Origin of the sequence: Psychrobacter sp. van23A, from assembly GCF_030845275.1 — a bacterium.
Classification (GTDB): Bacteria; Pseudomonadota; Gammaproteobacteria; order Pseudomonadales; family Moraxellaceae; genus Psychrobacter; species Psychrobacter faecalis.
Window position 1 is genome coordinate 821,239 of record NZ_CP132595.1, and the last position, 19,032, is coordinate 840,270.

Below are 19,032 nucleotides of genomic sequence, written 5' to 3' on the forward strand. Positions count from 1 at the left end.
AGTGTAACATGAGTCTAGCGATAAGGCGTTATCAAGCAACAGATGGTAAACGCTTTACAAGGTTTAAGTACGGTTTATAAGACAGGCCGCTTCTTTGTTAAAGAATAAGTTTAGGAGACAATGAGTTTAATACATCATGCGTTCGCAAAATAATTAGATGGCAATTGGGTTCAATTGTCACTAGGCGAAGCTTGGCTGCTATGCTAAACTAAAGCATAAAGTGCCTTGATTATTTATCATAGTTTTCTATCGCATAAATTTTAGCGCATAAAGATACTCGTCTTATCATCCTAACTTATACTTATTACTCACCCTTTTGCGGTCACCTAGTTTGCTTATAGATAATTAGGTCGGTGATGTTGCGCGTCAAAAATACAAAACGCCTTATATCACTGCCATTATGAATACGACTTTTTAGTACCGCATCAGTACCGCGTTTTTGGTAAGCGCTACGCCAAACAAGGATTCATTGTGTCTGTCAGTTCTGATTTTGCAAAACCTGCCCAGTCAAATACGACAAAACCAGCGGCGACCCAGCCTGCTGATAACCGTGCTGCCGCTAATGGTCTGCCATATCTCAACAACTTTGCCAGCGACGTTGCCAATAACAGCTGGCTGCTGCCTGATGGGGTCGTCGATGTATTGTTTGAAGATGCTCATAAGCAAGAGGTACTGAGACATCAATTGATCCAGCAGCTGATCAGTCATGGCTATGAGTTGGTCAATCCGCCCATGATTGAGTTTACCGAATCGTTATTGAGTGAAGCCTCAGAAGATTTAAAGCGCCAAACCTTTAAGATTATTGATCAGCTGACCGGTCGTTTGATGGGCGTGCGCGCCGATATTACGCCACAGATTTTGCGTATTGATGCCCATCACGGCGGTCATGGTATTGCGCGTTATTGCTATGCAGGCGACGTCATCCATACCTTGCCTTCAGGGCTCTTTGGCTCACGTACACCGCTACAACTCGGTGCAGAGATATTTGGTTGCGGCGAGCTTGCAGCTGATATCGAGCTGATAGATGTGCTGTTTAGTATGGTAAATAGCTTGGATATGAGCGCAGCGCTACATATTGACTTGGGTCATGTGGCGATATTTAAGCGTTTAGCGGCACTGGCTGAGTTGTCGGATAATGATACCGAGCAATTGATGCATCTGTATGCCAATAAAAATTTACCTGAGCTAAAACGTGTCTGTCAGTTACTGACAATGGGTAATGATTTTTACGCATTGGCGCGCTTTGGTCATGATATGGCAAAACTGTTAGACACGCTGTCAGATATGGCTAAACAAGATACGTACATTGTGACGGCTGTCGATGAGCTACAACGTCTAAAAGCCCATTTAGAATCGCAGTGGCAGACACCAGTCAGTATCGATGTGACCGAACTGTCGGGCTATCATTATCATACCGGCATTATATTTAACGGCTATATCAATAGCGAAACTCAGCCACTGGTACGTGGTGGGCGTTTTGATGGTATGCAAAGTGTTGGTCAATTAAGCGCAAAGCAGCCACGTCAAGCGACAGGCTTTAGTATGGATGTCAGCCGTTTGTTGGCGCATACGCAGCTTGAGTCACCAATTATTGTATTGGTTGATTATGAGGCTTTACAGCAAGCTAATGCTGATAAAGCGCAAATGCAGAATCTATTGCAGCAGGTCACAAGCTTACGTCAGCAAGGTTACCGCGTCACTATGCCATTAACGGCTGATGACCGTCCAGCAGCGCTGACGCACCGTTTAAACTTTGTAGATAATGAGTGGCGTCTAGAAGCGGTTTAAATTTAAAAAAACTGTTACGCTCATAATCAGTTTGCATAAGGCTTATTTATCGAAGCTTATTTATTAAATTTTGAAAAACAGACAGTGAATAACATATCATTTCTTAGTGCTAATTAAGTTTTGCTAGGTTGTTTTAAAATTATTGCTGCACACACCTCAATACATAAAGGTAAGGATTAATCATGGGTAAGAATGTCGTAGTTTTGGGTAGCCAATGGGGCGATGAAGGTAAAGGTAAAATCGTTGATTTACTGACCGAAAAAGCCTCAGCCGTTGCACGTTTCCAAGGCGGGCATAATGCTGGTCACACCTTAGTTGTCGATGGCAAAACCACCATCCTACATCTGATTCCTTCAGGTATCTTGCGTGAAGGCGTAACGTGCTTCATCGGTAACGGCGTGGTGCTAGCACCTGACGCTCTATTAAAAGAGATGAAAGCTCTAGAAGAAAAGAATGTGCCAGTCCGTGAGCGCCTACGTATTTCACCAAACTGTCCATTGATTATGCCTTATCACGTGGCGCTTGACCAAGCACGCGAAGCTAAGCGCGGCACGGGCAAAATCGGTACCACAGGTCGCGGTATTGGTCCAGCTTATGAGGATAAAGTTGCGCGCCGTGCAATTAAACTTGCTGACTTGTTCCGAGATGACTTAGAAGAAAAACTACGCAATCTAATCGAATATCATAATTTCCAACTGACTCAGTACTATAAAGTGGACGCTATTGATTTTGATGAGACGTTTAAGCTTTGCCAAGAGTGGAAAGAAGAGATTAAAGGTATGGTTACCGATGTGACCGAAGACCTAAACCAATTACGTCTTGCTGGCAAAAACCTAATGTTTGAAGGTGCGCAAGGGACGCTACTTGATATCGACCACGGTACTTATCCGTTTGTGACCAGCTCTAGCGTAACCGCGGGCGGCGTATCGACTGGTACCGGTATTGGTCCATTATATTTAGACTATGTATTGGGTATCACTAAAGCGTACACCACGCGTGTTGGTAGTGGCCCGTTCCCAACTGAATTGTTTGATGATGTTGGTGCGCATTTGGCCAAAGTCGGTCATGAGTTTGGCGCAACCACCGGCCGCGCGCGTCGCTGTGGTTGGTTTGATGCTGAATCATTACGCCGTGCCGTGGTACTAAACTCTATGTCAGGTATCTGCTTGACTAAGCTTGACGTATTAGACGGTCTAGAAGAGCTATTAATCGGTGTCGGTTACAACTTACCTGAGACTGAGTGTGCAGGCGCCCATGATGCTGAATTCTATGAGTCAGTCACGCCTAAGTACGAAACTCTACAAGGCTGGAGCGAGTCAACGGTTGGTATCACAAGCTATGACGACCTACCAGAAAACGCCAAGATTTACATCAAACGTATCGAAGAGTTGATTGGTTGCCCAGTTGATATCATCTCAACCGGTCCTGACCGTGAAGAAACGATTGTATTACGCGATCCGTATGATGCGTAGATAGTGTTTTTAGCTACATAAAAAAGCCCCATTGCTCAGCATTGGGGCTTTTTAGTAGCAATAAATCATAAATATTTGAGAAATGAGCGGTAAGTTTTGGCTTTATGCAAGCGACTTTCCTAAATTAACCCTATCATTTATATCGTCAACCATTATAATAGGCAGCAATCCTGTGTTGGCACTCAGGTTGCCGCATTGGCAAATAAAAATGGCTTAATTTAGCCGATACCAACACAGTGGCCAAAGACATAACAATTTATTTCTTATCCAACCCACTCTTAATAGGAGCTTTTCATGGCTAACGAACGTACTTTATCTATCATCAAACCTGACGCAGTAGCTGGCAACCACATCGGCGCTATCTACGACCGTTTTGAAAAAGCGGGTCTAAAAATTGTTGCAGCTAAAATGCTACAACTTGATGATGAAAAAGCAGGCGGTTTCTACGCTGAGCACGCTGAGCGTCCATTTTACAACGACCTAAAATCTTTCATGATGTCAGGTCCAGTATTGGTATCAGTGCTAGAAGGCGAAAACGCAATCGCTAAGCACCGTGAAATCATGGGTGCAACTAACCCAAAAGACGCTGATGAAGGCACTATCCGTGCTGACTTCGCTAGCAGCATCGATGAAAACGCCGTTCATGGTTCAGATTCAGCGGAATCAGCAGCCCGTGAAATCAGCTATTTCTTCAATGAAGATGAAGTTTGTGCACGTACGCGTTAATAGCAGCAGTTATTGATAATCGCTTTGATGCTGGTTATCGATAATTAGTGTAGCAAGACGGCTTATATCTTTTGGTATAAGCCGTTTTAGCTATAATAGTTTGATTCTATATTGAAATTCTTAAAGATCTGCCTCATTATTAGTTTTACGAGCATTATCAATCCCTTATCAGCATATTGTCATGATGTTTTTATAAACTTTAAGTGTTTATAGATATCTTGATAAAAGAAGCGGATAAAAATGCGCTCATAACGGATTGCTTATGCCCTCATACATCAGATGTATGATTAACTGGCAACGCCCATCTCAATAATTGCAGCGCTTATGTTAGTGGCTGCAAAAAGGTTACCTATTATGTCCACTCTTGAAACCCCTATTCAACATATCCCAGCACAGACTGTTAAAAAGCCAGCTAATAGCATCAAGCTTGTCGATGAAGCACAAGCGAAAACCAACTTATTGGGCATGACGCAAGCGCAACTGGCCGATTATTTCAAAAGTATTGGCGAAAAGCCGTTTCGTGCGACGCAAGTGATTAAATGGATTTATCAGCACGGGGTGACCGATTTTGAGCAAATGACCAATTTGAGCAAATCCTTGCGTGATAAATTATCAGCCCATGCTTGTGTTACGCCGCCAAAAGTGATTCATCGTCAGTATAGCGATGATGGCACGCGTAAATGGGTCTTTGAAGTCACCGGCGGTTCATTGGTCGAGACGGTATTGATTCCGGCAGATGATAGCAAACTAAACGGCCGTAAGACTCTTTGTATCTCCTCGCAAGTTGGCTGCGCGCTAGACTGTAGTTTTTGCAGTACTGGTAAGCAAGGTTTCGAGCGTGATTTAACCGCTGCCGAAATTATCGGCCAATTATGGGTGGCGAATGCTTCTTATATGAGCGATGACAATGACAGTTTAGACAACGTTGACCATAGCTTATGGGAAAACAACGTCACCAACGTCGTGATGATGGGCATGGGTGAGCCATTGTTAAATTATAAACCCGTGGTTAGCTCAATGGAGCTGATGCTAAGCGATCATGCTTACGGTTTATCAAAGCGCCGTGTGACGCTATCGACCTCGGGTGTGGTGCCAAAAATGTACCAATTGGCGCAAGATATTGACGTGGCATTGGCGATATCCTTGCATGCACCAAACGATGAGTTGCGTAATGAGCTGGTGCCGATTAATAAAAAATATCCGTTAGATGAGCTGATTGCCGCGGCAAAAAACTACGTTTATGATGTTAATCCGCGTCATAAAAAGCATGTCACGATTGAATATGTCATGCTTGATGGCGTCAATGATAGCAATGAGCACGCCCATCAACTGGTGGCATTATTAAAAGATTTGCCAAGTAAGATTAACCTGATTCCGTTTAACCCGTTCCCGCATGCGCCGTATGATAAATCGAGCAATAACCGCATTCATGCCTTTAGCGATATTTTAAGTCAAGCGGGTTTTGTGTGTACCATTCGCCAAACGCGCGGTGATGATATTGATGCCGCTTGTGGTCAATTGGTTGGACAAGTGGCGGATAGAACGCGTCGTTCAGCAGCATGGCAGCAAAGTATTAAAGATCGGGAAATTATTTAATGCCGTTTTTATTGTCCAAAGTTAGGAAGTTAGGGTTAAATATTTGCTGATTGACAATTAGACAGGTAAGGCAATGAATTGAATTGCTTATCTGTCTTTTTCATCTCAGAACGGTAATAAAATGTAGTTACGAGCATCAATAACAAAGAGCAGCACAATTAATATCAACTAAATTGTACTTATGGGTGCTAAATCTATTAAACTGATGCCTCGATGATCGAACGCATTGACCCACAGTTTTATGATGGCGGCTATGATGACTTTAAAAACTCTTTGTCAGTTCAAATATCAAACCTTACTTTCTCAACCAGCGCAGCAATCAGCTGTTAGTATTGCCCAAACGCGCGGCGCAAACGTTATTTTGTTAGCCAGTGCGTTAAGTGCTTTGTTGTTAAGCGGTTGTCAAAGTACGACGACCACAGACTTGATTGGTAATGCACCTTATCAAACGTCGACGCGACCGAGCGACAATCGCAATTTAGATCAGCAAGAAATTGCTCGCGTTCGCACGTCACTTGCTGCACAATATATCCGCAAAAATGAGCTCGATACCGCCCAGCGCCAACTTGAAAAAGCCTTTGCTGCCGATAGCCGTTATGCGCCTGCCTATGATATGATGGGCATTTTGTTGCAGCAAGAGGGCAGTCGCCTAAATCTTGCGAAAGCCGATCAATACTTTAAAAAAGCCATTATGCTAGATAAAGATTTTGATCAAGCGCACAATAATTACGGCGTTTATTTGTCGCAAATGAAGCGCTATAAAGAGGCGGCGGAGCAGTTTGAGATTGCAGGGGCGGCGCTTGGCTACGAAGGCCGAATTGGGGCGTTAGAGAATTTAGGGCGTACCTATCTTCAGCTCAATGATCATCCAGCCGCTGCCAAAGCATTTTTACGCGCTTTAGATGGCAACCGTAATAGTGTGATTGCGCATATTGAACTGGTTGATTTGCTACTCGAGCAGCAACGTGTACAGCAGGCTCAAAGGCTCTATGATGAAACCTTGCTACTGGTACAAGGACAGGGTATTAGCCCGCGTCTGCTATTACAGGGTATCAAACTTGCCGCGGCACAAAATAACATAGCAACGCGCCAGCAATTGGCTCAGCAGCTTTTATCCGCTTACCCACTAAGCGATGAAGCAAAACAACTTAAGATTTGGCTTAATAATCCAGAGGCACCATGGAAATGACCACCCCATCATCAAACACACAATCTAACGCTCAGGGATCATTTGGTGCCATGTTGCAGCAAGCCCGCAAAACCAAACAAGTCAGTTTAGAAGAGGCTGCTGCCGAATTATTTATTTTAAAACGTCATTTACAAGCGCTCGAAAATGAGAATTTTGCGGATTTACCACAAGCGGCGTTTGCACGCGGTTTTGCAATTAACTACGCTAAGTTTTTGGGTTTAGATCCCATAAAAGTAGCGAGCAGCTTTGATGCCGCTTATCCTAATGAGCTAAAAGCGCGCGCCCCTCAAAATATTGAGTCGCCACTACGCCCGATGGGTACGTTGCAGCGCGATACTCACAATCGCATTCGTTTTAATCCCTTATTAATCATCGCCGTGATTGGCGTTATTATTTTAGCAATTTTCTTATTTCGCATGGTGTCTAACGCCAGTAAAGACAATAATGAGCAGCCAGTAACGACCAGCGAAGATATCTCAGCACTAGAGCAAGCGCAAGGCGCAGCGATTGATGTTGATGGTAATGGCGTTGGTGCGTCGGGCTCGGCGCTGAATTTGGGCGGTGAAAGTACGGCAGCCGCTACGCTCGATGTTAAGCTGACTGATGCTGCTGTTGTGGTAATTACCGATGCCTCGGGTAGCAATTTGATGAATGGCTCGCAAACTGCGGGTGATTATAAGTTATCAGGTACGCCGCCTTTTAACGTACAGATTGATAATGTCAAAAATGTCAGCTTACTGCTTAATGAAGAAGCCGTGGCGTTAGACAGTTATGCTACAGGTACGCAGGCCAGTTTTGAGCTTGCACCTTAATATTTAACAGCTATTAAACTTAACAAAACGATTGTTCTTAACAAGCTGTTAGCGTTAAAAGTAATGTTGGTTTCCAAGTTTCAGTTTTAATTCGTTCCAATTTGTTCCAATGAAAGGGTTTGTCTATGTCAACGTCAGCGCCTATTAACCGTCGTCTTACCAAAAAAATATATGTTGGTGATGTCGCAATCGGCGGCGATGCACCGATTAGTGTGCAAAGCATGACCAATACCGATACTTGTGATGTAGAAGCGACCGTTGCCCAAATTGAGCGCTGCGTCGAAGCGGGTGCGGATTTAATGCGCGTGTCGACACCGACGATGGACACCGTCAACGCCTTTGCCGAGATTCGTAAGCGGGTTAGTGTACCCCTTATCGCAGACGTACATTTTGATCATAAAATCGCCCTAGCGGTTGCAGCAGCGGGCGCCGATTGTCTGCGGATTAACCCGGGTAATATCGGTAGCGACGCCAAAGTCCGCGAAGTGGTCGCTTGCGCCAAAGATTATAATATTCCGATTCGTATTGGCGTTAATGCCGGCTCCTTGGAAAAAGACATTCAGCGTAAATATACTGAGCCAACGGGTGAGGCGATGCTTGAATCAGCGATGCGCCATATCGATATCTTAGAGCGTTTAAACTTTGATCAATATAAAGTATCGGTAAAGGCCAGTAATGTATTTTTGACTTTAGATGCCTATCGTCTGATTTCTGCGCAGATTGATAATCCTTTGCATTTAGGCGTCACTGAAGCGGGCGTGTATCGTACTGGCGCGGTGAAATCTGCCATTGCCTTAGGCGGGCTGTTATTAGACGGTATCGGCGATACCATTCGTATCTCCTTGGCAGCAGAGCCAGAAGAAGAAATTAAAATCGGCTTTGATATTTTAAAGTCGCTCAATATCCGCTCAAATGGTGTTAATTTTATCGCTTGCCCAAGCTGCTCACGCCAAGAGTTCGATGTGATTAAAGTAATGACCGCATTAGAGTCGCGTTTAGAAGATATCCGTGAGCCGATGAATTTGTCGGTGATTGGTTGTAAGGTAAATGGTCCGGGCGAAGCGAAAGAAGCAGACATTGGTATTGTCGGCGCGGCACCAAAATCGCTGGTCTACCGTATGGGCGAAAAAAGCCATTTGATTGATACCAATAATTTGGTTGATGAAATCGAAGGCATGGTACGTGCGCATGCCGAAGATTTGGCGAAAAAACGTGAGAATGAAATCATTCGCGTAAAATAAGTCGCCCCCTGATTTGTTTTGCGATTAAAATAAAGCGCGATTATTAATAAAAACCGTCATTATTAATAAAAAGTATTAGAGATAGCTTGTTAAAAATTTAAGGATACGACCGTACTATGATTAAAGCAATCAAAGGGTTTAATGATATTTTGCCTGAGCAGTCCGCAAAATGGCTGCACTTAGAGTCGATATTGGCAGATGTATTGGGCAGATACGGTTATGAGCATATTCGCTTGCCTATTGTAGAGCAAACCGACTTGTTTGCGCGTGCTATCGGCGGCGCAACCGACATCGTCGAAAAAGAGATGTATAGCTTTACCGATAAGTCTGAGCCGCCAACACCATTGGCATTGCGCCCAGAAGGCACGGCAGGGGCAGTACGCGCGGTGATTGAGCACAATTTGCTGCGCGGCGATACGCCAAAGCTTTGGTATATAGGTCCGATGTTTCGCTATGAGCGTCCACAAAAAGGTCGCTACCGTCAGTTTCATCAATTGGGTGTCGAAAGTTTTGGTAGTGCGCTACCAGATGCTGATGCCGAGCTGATTGCTATGACGCATTTGATGTGGCAAGAATTGGGTCTAAAAGATGAGATGCGCTTAGAGCTTAACAGTTTGGGTGAGCTTGATGAGCGTCATGCTTACCGTGAAGCATTGGTTGCATATCTAACTGACAAACAAGAGCAGCTAGATGAAGACAGTAAACGCCGCTTGACGACCAATCCATTACGTATTTTAGACAGTAAAGAGGCGAGTACCCAAGCGCTATTGGCAGAGGCGCCAAAGCTTGCTGAGTTTTTGGGTGCTGAAAGTAAAGCGCATTTTGAACAAGTGCAAGCGTATCTGACCGCACTTGGGATTGAGTTTGAGATTAATCCGCATTTAGTACGTGGACTTGATTATTATAATAAAACCGTATTTGAGTGGGTTACTGATAAGCTTGGTAGCCAAGCGACCGTTTGTGCCGGTGGCCGTTACGATGGTTTGGTTGGCCAGTTAAAATCTATCGGGATTCCTGATGATAAAGGGAATAATAAACCCGTGAAGTCTGAGCCAGCCGTTGGTTTTGCGATGGGACTTGAGCGCTTATTACTGCTTATCGACGCTGTATCTCCGATAGCAGAGTTGCCCGCTTGCGATATTTTTGTGGTTGCCCATCCAGAAGTTTATAGTGCGGGTATCAGTTATGCGCAAGCGCTGCGTTATAGCCGTCCTGACCTACGCGTAAAAATGGCGAGCGCAACCAGCTTAAAAGCGCAAATGAAAAAGGCTGATAAATCGGGCGCGGCGTTGACAGTGATTATCGCTCAGCAGGAACTCGATGATAATACCATTAGTATCAAAGACATGCAGACGGGTGAGCAAAAAACAGTCGCGCAAGACTGGTTGTCAACTAAAGATAACTTCGTTCGTTAACAAGCGATTGTGGCTTTAGCATTAAACATTTCATATCAATTTTATCAGGTAAAAATATATGGCTCTGACACCCAATTCGCCAAATGCAGACAATTCAATGCAAGCGTTAAAGCAATATGGCAGCTATATTGTCACTGCGATTTTATTGGCGTTAGCAGCCTATTTTGGCTGGACGTATTGGCAAAATAACCATGCGCGCGTCGATACGGTGGCCGCCGACCATTATGCCGATATTCAACGTTTAAATGAAGAAGTCAGCCTCGCATCACAAAACCCAGACTTAGAAGCAGAGGCGCAAGCGTCACTGGCTGAGAGCCGTAAAAAGCTAGATAAAGATATTGATGCTTTAGTAAGCACTCATGGTAACTCTGTCTATGCGTGGCAAGCGCTAATGATTAAAGCGCGTCAACAAGTGGATAGCGATGATTTTAAAGGTGCAGGTGAGACCTTTAAAAAAGCACTGGCAATCGATTTAGGAGATGCAGGCTTAGAAGCGATTACCCGTCTGCGCTATGCCAAAACACTATTGGCAGCGGGCGATGCCGATGCTGCTTTGGCTGAAGCTAATAACGATATGCCAAGCTCGTTTGAGGCAAGCCAGCAAGAGTTATTTGGTGATATTTATTTGGCGCAAAATAATAAAGACGCGGCGATTAAATCTTACAATAATGCTTGGGAATTGTTACGTAGCCGTCAAGAAACGCGTGCAGTATTGGCATTAAAGATGGAAAGTCTCGGTATCGTGCCTGAACCTATTGAGCCGCAAGCTGGACTTATCCAAGAACCTGCTATGCCTGCCCAGCCAGTCGTAGCCGAAGGTGAAAATGCGGCAGACAATAATAAGATAGAAGCTGGCGCATAAGCCAGTTGTTAAAAAGATACCAAAACCAAATATTAAAAAAATAGCAAAAGCGTTAATGTGCTAATAAAGAAAAATTGCAACACGATAAAACGTTGTACAAACCCTTTTAAAACTAAGTAGCGCAGTGAGTTGAAGAGGTAGTATCAATCATAAGTGCTTATTTATTATACTTATTATTGTGTGCCACTTATTTACTGCTAACTAATTTATTCATAATTACTTTATTGGTAGTGAGAACCTATAATGACTCAAGCTATTCGCTCAAACAAAACGATAAACGTTAAGACAATCAAAACGACGGCCATGCATGTCGCCGTCATCGCAGTGATGGCAACAGCAGTCGTTGGGTGTAATCGAGGTATCAAACCAGTCGTCAATGATCCTGTAAAGTTGGTACAAATCGCACAGCCAATTAGCGTACTACAACCTGTTTTTAGTACCGATGTCGGTAGCAAAAAAGCCAGTAGTAAAGATCCTCTTAGCCTGCAAGTAGGTTATGCCAACTCGCAAATTGTCACGGCCTCGCGCGGTGGTGATTTGACTGGCTTTGATAGCAAGGGTCAGCGCCTATGGTCAGTCAATGTAGGCGATCAAATTACCGGCGGTGTGGCATTAGACGCCCTTAGTCAGACGGCTATTGTGAGTACACGCAGCGGTTTAGTGATGGCATTTGATAGTGCCACTGGTGCCAAGCGCTGGCAGCAGCAATTAACGGGTACGGTTTTGACCCCAGCATTAATCAGCAATAACCGAGTAATTTTATCGGCCAATGATGGTTTCTTGCATGGTCTGTCGCTACAAAACGGTCAATCTGTTTGGCAGTTTGCCACCCAAGTACCTCCTATCAGCGTACGCGGTACAGCAGCGCCGACACTGTTAGATGATAAAACTGCACTCCTAGCAACGGCTGACGGTCGCTTGCATGCTATTACTATTGATAATGGCTTACCGCAGTGGTCACGCCGCGTTGGCGTCGGAGCGGGTAGTAGCGAAGTTGAGCGCATGAGCGATGTCGACGGTATGCCGATTGTTGATAATAATCAGTTATTTGCCATCAGTTATAGCGGTCAGCTGCTTGGGATTGATCTGGCCTCGCGTCAGGTTATGTTCGTCAATGAGCTTGCCAGCTTAAAGTCGCTTGCGGTCAATAATCAGCAAGTTATTGCGACCAGTTTAGACGGTAAGGTGGTCGCTTATAACCGCAGTAATGGCGAAGTTTTGTGGGAAAGTGAAGAGTTGGCTTATCGTCACCTCACCAATCCTGTCATGATTGGCAATTATATTGCGGTCGGCGACTTTGATGGGGTGGTACATTTATTTGATCCTGCAAGCGGCAAAATCGTTAGCCGCGTGCAAACCAAAGGTGCTTTGACCAATTTGCAAGTACAAGGCAGTCTATTAATGACCCAAAGTACTTCAGGACAAGTAGCGATTTGGCAATTAGCACGCTAAGTTTTTGTCAGTGACGGCTTATTTAACTGCCTATGTTTTAAAGCAATTTTTTAAAGCGATGGGTTAAAACTAGGCGCTAAATAAAGCGTTAAATAAGCAGATTGATATGAGAGTTAAAAAAACGCTGCTTTGTCAGCGTTTCGTGCCTTGTGTAAATTGCTTGTTTAAATAGTGGCTTTCGCGTACTCTATGCGACCGATACGTGGTAGGCGCTAATTGTATAAGTCATGACGATTGATTGGTCATGATGCTTATATGTCTGAATTATCTATACTTTAAGCGACATATTAACCATTATTTATAGCAACTGCTTAACGCAAAAAGCCCACTATTATTTGCCATCGTTTTATCTTTATTTTTTATTTAAATTCGCGGTCGAGTAGCGTTATTATTCTTAATATAAGCGTAAACGCAGCGTCCGCCATTGTACACATCACTGTGTCATTCACTGAGAGTAACCCATGAGTATCAAGCCTGTGGTCGCCTTAATTGGCCGTCCAAACGTCGGTAAATCTACCTTATTTAACCAGTTCACTAAAAGTCGGCAGGCATTGGTTGCTGATTTATCAGGGCTGACTCGTGACCGTCAATACGGTGATGCGACTTATGAAGACAAATCCTTTATCGTAGTCGATACCGGCGGTATTGGTGAGGCAGACGATGGTAGCGGCAACATTGATGACTATATGTCTGAGCAGTCGCATACCGCCATTCATGAAGCCGATATTATCGTTTTCGTCGTTGATGCGCGTGCCGGTATGATTGGCGCTGATGCTGAGATTGGTAAGTTTTTGCATACCCTCGGCAAGCCTGTTTATGTCGTCGCCAATAAAGTCGATGGTGTACATGAAGCTGCGCCTGCAGAGTTTTATGCGTTAGGTTTAGGTGAGCCGTATCCAATGGCAGCCAGTCATGGGCGCGGTGTTGGTAATTTGCTAGAAGCGTTGACCGCTGATATGCCAACGCAAGAAAATGTCGTCGAGCCAAGAGGGCTAAAGCTTGCGATTATCGGTCGTCCAAACGTTGGTAAATCAACGCTGGTCAACCGTTTGTTGGGTGAAGACCGTGTGGTGGTGTTTGATATGCCCGGTACGACGCGCGATAGTATTTATATTCCTTATAAACGCGATGGCAAAGATTACGTTTTGATTGATACGGCTGGCGTACGTCGCCGCGGTAAAATCGATGAAAAAGTAGAGAAGTTCTCAGTCATTAAAACCTTGCAAGCGATTGAAGATTCTAACGTAACCATCATTGTGATTGATGCGCACGAAGGTATTGTCGACCAAGACTTAAATATGATTGGTTATGCGCTTGATGCAGGACGTGCATTGGTAGTTGCCATTAATAAATGGGACGGTCTGACCCAGGATCAAAAAGACTATATCAAGCTTGAAATGGATCGCCGCTTTAACTTTATCCCATATGTCAAAGTACATCTTATCTCAGCGCTACACGGCACTGGCGTAGGTAATTTATACCCATCTATCTTACGTGCTTATCAGTCGTCGATGTTTGAGGTATCAACCAACCGTTTGACGCAGATTTTACAAGATGCGGTTACGGCAAATCCGCCGCCAACGGTTGCTGGTCGCCGTATTAAGTTACGTTTTGCGCATATTGGTGGTCATAATCCGCCGGTGATTGTGATTCATGGTAACCAAACCTCTGCGCTACCAAAAAGCTATCAGCGTTATCTTGAAAACCAATTCCGTCAAGTTTTTAAACTTGAAGGCACACCGCTTAATGTTATCTTTAAGCAAAATGAAAACCCGTACGCCAATAAAAGTGATACGCCAACCAAAGCAAAAGCGCAGCAATTACGCCAACGTGAACGCAATCGCGCGCAAAAATTTACCACCAAAGATAAGCCCAGATTTACCAATAAAGATAAAAAGCGCTAATCAGATAATATGCTAAGTGTCTTTAATTCTATAGGAAACAAAGACATTCTTAGCGCTGTTTTTCTTTTATTTACTTCTCTGTAATATAAAATGCCATGATGACTATATCAGTCGTCATGGCATTTTTTAATTTAACATCTTAGCGCAGAATTCTCCCACCTCTAAGGTGGGGAGATGAATGCGTTGTTGGTAACTACTCCTACAACCTGTTGTATAATAATTATGCAACCAACTAACAATAAATATCTCATGCCAAAGCAGATCCTAAAAGCCCATAAAATCAGGCTATATCCGACTGATGAACAGCAAGTATTCTTTGCCAAGTCATTCGGCTGCGCTCGTTTTATTTGGAATAAAATGCTTGGCGATAAAATAGATCACTACAAAACTACGAAGACCACCCTAAACAACACCCCTGCTCAGTATAAAAAAGAATTTGAATGGCTAAAAGAAGTCGATAGCTTGGCATTAGCCAATGTTCAGCAAAATCTAAGAGCTTCCTATAGTAAATTTTTCAAGCAAGGCGCAGGGTTCCCTAAGTTCAAGAAAAAAGGCATTAAAGATAGTTACACCACCAACAATCAAAAAGGATCGGTAGCCGTCACCAAGAACACCGTTAAATTGCCAAAAATAGGCCACATTAAGGTTAAAATACATCAATCTGTTAATGGGCTTATCAAGAGCGCCACTATCAGCCGTACCCCATCAGGTAAGTATTACGTCAGCCTACTGATTGAAACTATCGTTAATGAATTACCAAAAACCCACTCTAACATCGGCATTGATTTAGGATTGACGGACTTTATCGTCTTATCAGACGGCAGCAAAGTGGCCAATCCTAAGTTTCTATCGAAGCTGCAAGCCAAGCTTGCGCGTGAGCAAAAGATCTTAGCCAAACGCAGAGCCGCTGCCAAAGCGGATCAACGCAAATTGTCAGAGAGCCGCAACTATAAAATACCTATCTAAAAGCGAAAGAGGACTCCACCCGACATTAGGGTGGAGGTGAATTTCGCCTAGTGTTTATTATATTTTTATACAAATTAGCTACTGTATGAAATCTAAATAATCTTTAGAATTTATATTCTATCAAACAAAATTAGTTGCGGTAATGAAAATCAACAAAGCGTATAAGTTTAGGCTTGAGCCTAATGTAGAGCAACAGATTATTCTAAATAATCTTGTCGGCTCTGCCCGTTTTGTTTGGAATCAAATGCTAGCGATCTCATTTGAGATGTTTGCCAAAAATGAATTTATTAATGCCACCAACTTGGTTAATAAAATCATGGATCTAAAGAACAATCCTGATTTTGACTTCTTAAGAACCCATGCCAATGCCGTGTCCTTACAACAAAAAGTACGTGATCTCGCCTCTGCTTGGTCACGTTTTTTTGATCCTAAAGTTCATGCCAGGCTCAAAGAAAATAAAAAGAAACCTCGTAAACCCAAGTTTTTTAAACTGGCTAATGGAATGGAGATACCACTTCGTCCACTAATGCCACGCTTTAAGCGCAAATCCGATGGCTGTGACTCAATTCGCTTGGTTCAATTTGATAAGTATTGCCGTGTTGAGGGTAATCGCGTCAAACTACCTAATGGCGTGGGCTTTGTGAAATTTAGAAAATCACAAAACATCATCGGCACCATTAAAAACATCACTATTAGCAAGAAATCAGGGCACTGGTACGTGTCTTTTGGGTGTGAGCGAGCACTGGATCAAAACCCAATTCACCCCTCTACAAGCGCCATAGGTATTGATTTAGGTGTCACTAAACTCATTACCACCTCAGATGGTCAGCACATCAAACCCAAAAACAGCTTTAAAGCCAATCAAATTAAACTGGCAAAGCTACAGCGCCAATTAAGTCGTAAGGTCTTATTTAGCCAAAATTGGAAAAAGCAAAACCGTAAAATCCAAAAGCTTCACCATCACATTGCCAATATTCGCCATGACTACTTGCATAAAATCAGCACTGACATCAGCAAAAACCACGCCATGATTGTTGTGAGGTTTTAAAAGTAGCCAATATGTCGGGATCTGCAAGCGGGACGTTAGAAAATAAAGGTCGTAACGTCAAAGCCAAGTCAGGATTGAACAAATCAATTTTGATCAAGGTTGGTCGATGGCGCTGACTATGCTTGAGTATAAACAGCACTGGCAAGGCGGGTTGCTGATTAAAGTAAACCCGCGTTATACAAGCCAAACCTGCTTTGAATGCAAGCATGTTGCAAAAGAAAATAGACGTACCCAAGCAAAATTTGAGTGCGTTGAATGTGGTTATATTGCGAATGCAGATGTTAATGCAGCTCGTAATATTCTTGCGGCAGGACATGCCGTTTTGTCTGTCGAGGGAAGATGCAGTAAAGGTCGCCCGTTGAAGCAGAAAACTTGCGACGGTCGTGAGAAAATCGCCTAAGAGCTTTTGCTTTTAGAATCCCCCGCTTGAGCTTGTCGAAAGTGGCGGGAGTATGTCAAATAAATTCAATATTTAATAAACCCAGTATGAGCTTAATTTAAACGCTTATTTTAAATGTATAAGACCACTTGTTAAAAGCTAATTATCAAAGGTTTTTGCCTAGCATCTATCACGTCATAATAACCAGATTTTATTGTCGTTAATAGTAAAGGTATTTATTTACGTTGACCAGATGCTAGATTTTAGCGAATTTACTTTTCTATCGAAACGGGTTAATGATATTCAGCATTGGCCAAATCTTCGCATAAGGCTTTGTTCTCTTGTTTTGAGAAGCCCATGGTCCAACTACGAATACCTTGCAGAATTTGACGGTAATCTTGCTGCGTAGACAAGTATTGAATAGCCGCTTTTGGATCCTCTAACGATGGCATCAATTCATGCAGCTGCACGTTATAAGATTTATAAAAGCGCTGTTTTTGTTTGCCGGTTAACATCGGCGGGCAAATCTCTGATAACACATGCATCACCGCAATCTCATGCTTAGTGATATTAATGCCCGATAAATCTACTGGAATGGTAGTCGACGCATTGGACGCAGCTTGGGTCGCTTGAGACAGCATAGCAATAGACGTTATCAGTCCTGCAAGACCAACTTTTGAGGCGGTCTTTGCTATCACAGAAGCTATAGATAATATCGATTGATTTTTCATTCAGTATTACACTCGCTTATCTTTGTTTGATGGTGCTATGTTAATGGGTAAAAAAATAAAAGTCACATAAAATATTGATTTATGTGTAGATATATTGTGAGCTAAGCCGCCTTTACAGCAACATATCAGCATTATATCGCCCTAAGTTACCTCAACATAAAAGTATCAATTGTTCGTGTTGTCCCTTGTTGCCTACTGTAACCGCGACGTCTTACCTTTTGCAAAAGATGCTTACTGCTACTATTAAAATTATGAATAAAATCAAATAGTAATTTGAACTTGCTTAAAGTCTGGGTTCGCCTCGCGAGGCGAGTAGGGTATAATCGCCCAAAATCTAAAACGCGACAGCACTATCCATAATGTCTGTCTTTATTTTTCTTGATTTCGGCAGGCATAATTATAGCGGTTTTAGGATAGAAAAGTAGAGAACCTGACAGACGGTCATTAATGACGATATTAAGCAAAATTGGGCAAAAATGAAAATTTTAATGAGTAACGATGATGGGGTGCATGCGCCAGGGCTATTGGCGCTTTATCAGGCATTGTCGACCATCGCAGAAGTGGTGGTGGTCGCACCAAGTAATGAGCAAAGCGGCTGCGCCAGCGCTTTGAGCATCTCAACGCCGTTATATACCCATAAGTTAGATTCGGGTTTTATAGCAGTCAATGGTTCACCCGCTGACTGCGTTTATTTGGCGTTACATGAACTCTATCGTCATAGCGATTTTGACTGGGTGATTACTGGCATCAATTCCGGTGCCAATCTTGGTCAGGACGTTTTATTTTCGGGTACCTTTGGCGCGGCTTTGACCGCCCAGCTTTTTGGCATACCAGCGATCGCAACCTCTTTGGTAGGTGGCGGCACAAAAAATGACGAAGCGCAGCAGGCCAGTCATTATCAAATGGCGGCCAATGAGATTGTCAAACTCATGACCGATACACCGATATTGGAGGCTTGCAAAAATTTGCCCTATCATGTATTAAACGTTAATATTCCTGATGTCAAAAGCGTAGCTGCGATTAAAGGTCGAAAAATAACAGCGCTGAGTCACAGTCAGATTGCGCGTCCCGTTCATCATGTGGTCGATCCACGCGGACGCGATGCCTACTGGCTATCGTTACGCAAACGCCAACGGGAATTATTAACAGACGACGCAAGTATTGAATCAGCAGAAATACAGATGATGGATGACCAAGCGGTGGCAGCAGGGTATATTAGTGTATCGCCTGTGCGCCTGCATCATACGCCGACCGAAACCCTTGCGTCACTCTCAGCCTTAGTACTGTAATTAGCCCTCTAATTAGTGCTGTAAATTGACTGATTTATCTAAGTTTATGATGATATTTGCCCTTGCTTAAATTGGCCAATGCTTAAGTTTATTAGTACTAAATTTATTAGAGCTTAAAATCGCTAAAAACCATTTATTATTGAATGAGCTAAAAACCATTGG

At 43.3% G+C, this 19,032-nt stretch carries 14 protein-coding genes and 1 pseudogene; 14 read left to right on the forward strand and 1 reads right to left on the reverse strand.

The window, feature by feature from the left end; translation table 11 throughout:
• The first annotated feature begins 471 nt into the window (after positions 1 to 471).
• The 13 genes and pseudogenes from RAH45_RS03665 to RAH45_RS03725 all read left to right on the forward strand — a co-directional run bounded on the left by RAH45_RS03665 (position 472) and on the right by RAH45_RS03725 (position 16,871).
• Complete coding sequence (locus tag RAH45_RS03665) at positions 472 to 1,788, forward strand: ATP phosphoribosyltransferase regulatory subunit (protein WP_306495532.1); 1,317 nt, start codon at positions 472 to 474, stop codon at positions 1,786 to 1,788.
• A 182-nt stretch (positions 1,789 to 1,970) separates the two neighbouring features.
• A complete protein-coding gene (locus RAH45_RS03670) occupies positions 1,971 to 3,260 on the forward strand; it encodes an adenylosuccinate synthase (protein ID WP_102076376.1) in 1,290 nt (429 codons plus the stop codon).
• A gap of 294 nt (positions 3,261 to 3,554) precedes the next feature.
• Entirely contained in the window at positions 3,555 to 3,986 is a 432-nt protein-coding gene (ndk, locus tag RAH45_RS03675; protein ID WP_144297275.1) for a nucleoside-diphosphate kinase, read from the forward strand.
• Positions 3,987 to 4,340: 354 nt separating this feature from the next.
• Positions 4,341 to 5,582 (forward strand): dual-specificity RNA methyltransferase RlmN, encoded by a 1,242-nt coding sequence (rlmN, locus tag RAH45_RS03680; protein ID WP_306495533.1) that lies wholly within the window; start codon positions 4,341 to 4,343, stop codon positions 5,580 to 5,582.
• A 253-nt stretch (positions 5,583 to 5,835) separates the two neighbouring features.
• Entirely contained in the window at positions 5,836 to 6,771 is a 936-nt protein-coding gene (gene pilW, locus RAH45_RS03685; protein ID WP_306495534.1) for a type IV pilus biogenesis/stability protein PilW, read from the forward strand.
• The gene (locus RAH45_RS03690) at positions 6,768 to 7,583 is read left to right on the forward strand and encodes a helix-turn-helix domain-containing protein (RefSeq protein ID WP_306495535.1); all 816 of its coding nucleotides are present in this window, start codon (positions 6,768 to 6,770) and stop codon (positions 7,581 to 7,583) included. Before pilW ends, RAH45_RS03690 begins: the two co-directional genes overlap by 4 nt.
• Positions 7,584 to 7,708: 125 nt before the next feature.
• On the forward strand, positions 7,709 to 8,824 hold the full coding sequence (gene ispG, locus RAH45_RS03695) for a flavodoxin-dependent (E)-4-hydroxy-3-methylbut-2-enyl-diphosphate synthase (protein ID WP_068407683.1): 1,116 nt from the start codon (positions 7,709 to 7,711) through the stop codon (positions 8,822 to 8,824).
• A gap of 116 nt (positions 8,825 to 8,940) precedes the next feature.
• Positions 8,941 to 10,239, forward strand: coding sequence for a histidine--tRNA ligase (hisS, locus tag RAH45_RS03700; protein WP_306495536.1), 1,299 nt, complete (start codon positions 8,941 to 8,943; stop codon positions 10,237 to 10,239).
• Positions 10,240 to 10,297: 58 nt separating this feature from the next.
• Positions 10,298 to 11,101: a YfgM family protein gene (locus RAH45_RS03705; RefSeq protein ID WP_306495537.1), complete on the forward strand. Its 804-nt coding sequence runs from the start codon at positions 10,298 to 10,300 to the stop codon at positions 11,099 to 11,101.
• A gap of 243 nt (positions 11,102 to 11,344) precedes the next feature.
• Positions 11,345 to 12,553 carry an outer membrane protein assembly factor BamB gene (bamB, locus tag RAH45_RS03710; RefSeq protein WP_306495538.1) on the forward strand — a complete coding sequence of 403 codons (1,209 nt, stop codon included), beginning with the start codon at positions 11,345 to 11,347 and terminating at the stop codon, positions 12,551 to 12,553.
• Between the two features lie 461 nt (positions 12,554 to 13,014).
• Positions 13,015 to 14,457, forward strand: coding sequence for a ribosome biogenesis GTPase Der (gene der / locus RAH45_RS03715; RefSeq protein WP_306495539.1), 1,443 nt, complete (start codon positions 13,015 to 13,017; stop codon positions 14,455 to 14,457).
• Between the two features lie 222 nt (positions 14,458 to 14,679).
• A complete protein-coding gene (locus RAH45_RS03720) occupies positions 14,680 to 15,423 on the forward strand; it encodes an RNA-guided endonuclease InsQ/TnpB family protein (protein ID WP_306495540.1) in 744 nt (247 codons plus the stop codon).
• Between the two features lie 142 nt (positions 15,424 to 15,565).
• Positions 15,566 to 16,871, forward strand: a pseudogene (locus tag RAH45_RS03725) (RNA-guided endonuclease InsQ/TnpB family protein).
• A 272-nt stretch (positions 16,872 to 17,143) separates the two neighbouring features.
• Here the strand turns inward: RAH45_RS03725 and RAH45_RS03730 are convergent.
• Entirely contained in the window at positions 17,144 to 17,581 is a 438-nt protein-coding gene (locus RAH45_RS03730) for an MCR_0457 family protein (protein ID WP_068406636.1), read from the reverse strand.
• A 488-nt stretch (positions 17,582 to 18,069) separates the two neighbouring features.
• Here RAH45_RS03730 and surE point away from each other — a divergent pair, with 488 nt between their 5' ends.
• On the forward strand, positions 18,070 to 18,870 hold the full coding sequence (gene surE, locus RAH45_RS03735; protein ID WP_227671106.1) for a 5'/3'-nucleotidase SurE: 801 nt from the start codon (positions 18,070 to 18,072) through the stop codon (positions 18,868 to 18,870).
• The last annotated feature ends 162 nt before the right edge of the window (positions 18,871 to 19,032 follow it).

What these genes read in the sequence shown, in the direction of transcription:
- ispG (WP_068407683.1), top strand. Translation starts at nt 7,709, where the DNA reads ATGTCAACGTCAGCGCCTATTAACCGTCGTCTTACCAAAAAAATATAT.
- hisS (WP_306495536.1), top strand. Translation starts at nt 8,941, where the DNA reads ATGATTAAAGCAATCAAAGGGTTTAATGATATTTTGCCTGAGCAGTCC.
- RAH45_RS03670 (WP_102076376.1), top strand. Translation starts at nt 1,971, where the DNA reads ATGGGTAAGAATGTCGTAGTTTTGGGTAGCCAATGGGGCGATGAAGGT.
- RAH45_RS03730 (WP_068406636.1), bottom strand. Translation starts at nt 17,581, where the DNA reads ATGAAAAATCAATCGATATTATCTATAGCTTCTGTGATAGCAAAGACC.
- RAH45_RS03690 (WP_306495535.1), top strand. Translation starts at nt 6,768, where the DNA reads ATGACCACCCCATCATCAAACACACAATCTAACGCTCAGGGATCATTT.
- RAH45_RS03720 (WP_306495540.1), top strand. Translation starts at nt 14,680, where the DNA reads ATGCAACCAACTAACAATAAATATCTCATGCCAAAGCAGATCCTAAAA.
- bamB (WP_306495538.1), top strand. Translation starts at nt 11,345, where the DNA reads ATGACTCAAGCTATTCGCTCAAACAAAACGATAAACGTTAAGACAATC.
- pilW (WP_306495534.1), top strand. Translation starts at nt 5,836, where the DNA reads ATGATGACTTTAAAAACTCTTTGTCAGTTCAAATATCAAACCTTACTT.
- ndk (WP_144297275.1), top strand. Translation starts at nt 3,555, where the DNA reads ATGGCTAACGAACGTACTTTATCTATCATCAAACCTGACGCAGTAGCT.
- der (WP_306495539.1), top strand. Translation starts at nt 13,015, where the DNA reads ATGAGTATCAAGCCTGTGGTCGCCTTAATTGGCCGTCCAAACGTCGGT.
- surE (WP_227671106.1), top strand. Translation starts at nt 18,070, where the DNA reads ATGAGTAACGATGATGGGGTGCATGCGCCAGGGCTATTGGCGCTTTAT.
- rlmN (WP_306495533.1), top strand. Translation starts at nt 4,341, where the DNA reads ATGTCCACTCTTGAAACCCCTATTCAACATATCCCAGCACAGACTGTT.
- RAH45_RS03705 (WP_306495537.1), top strand. Translation starts at nt 10,298, where the DNA reads ATGGCTCTGACACCCAATTCGCCAAATGCAGACAATTCAATGCAAGCG.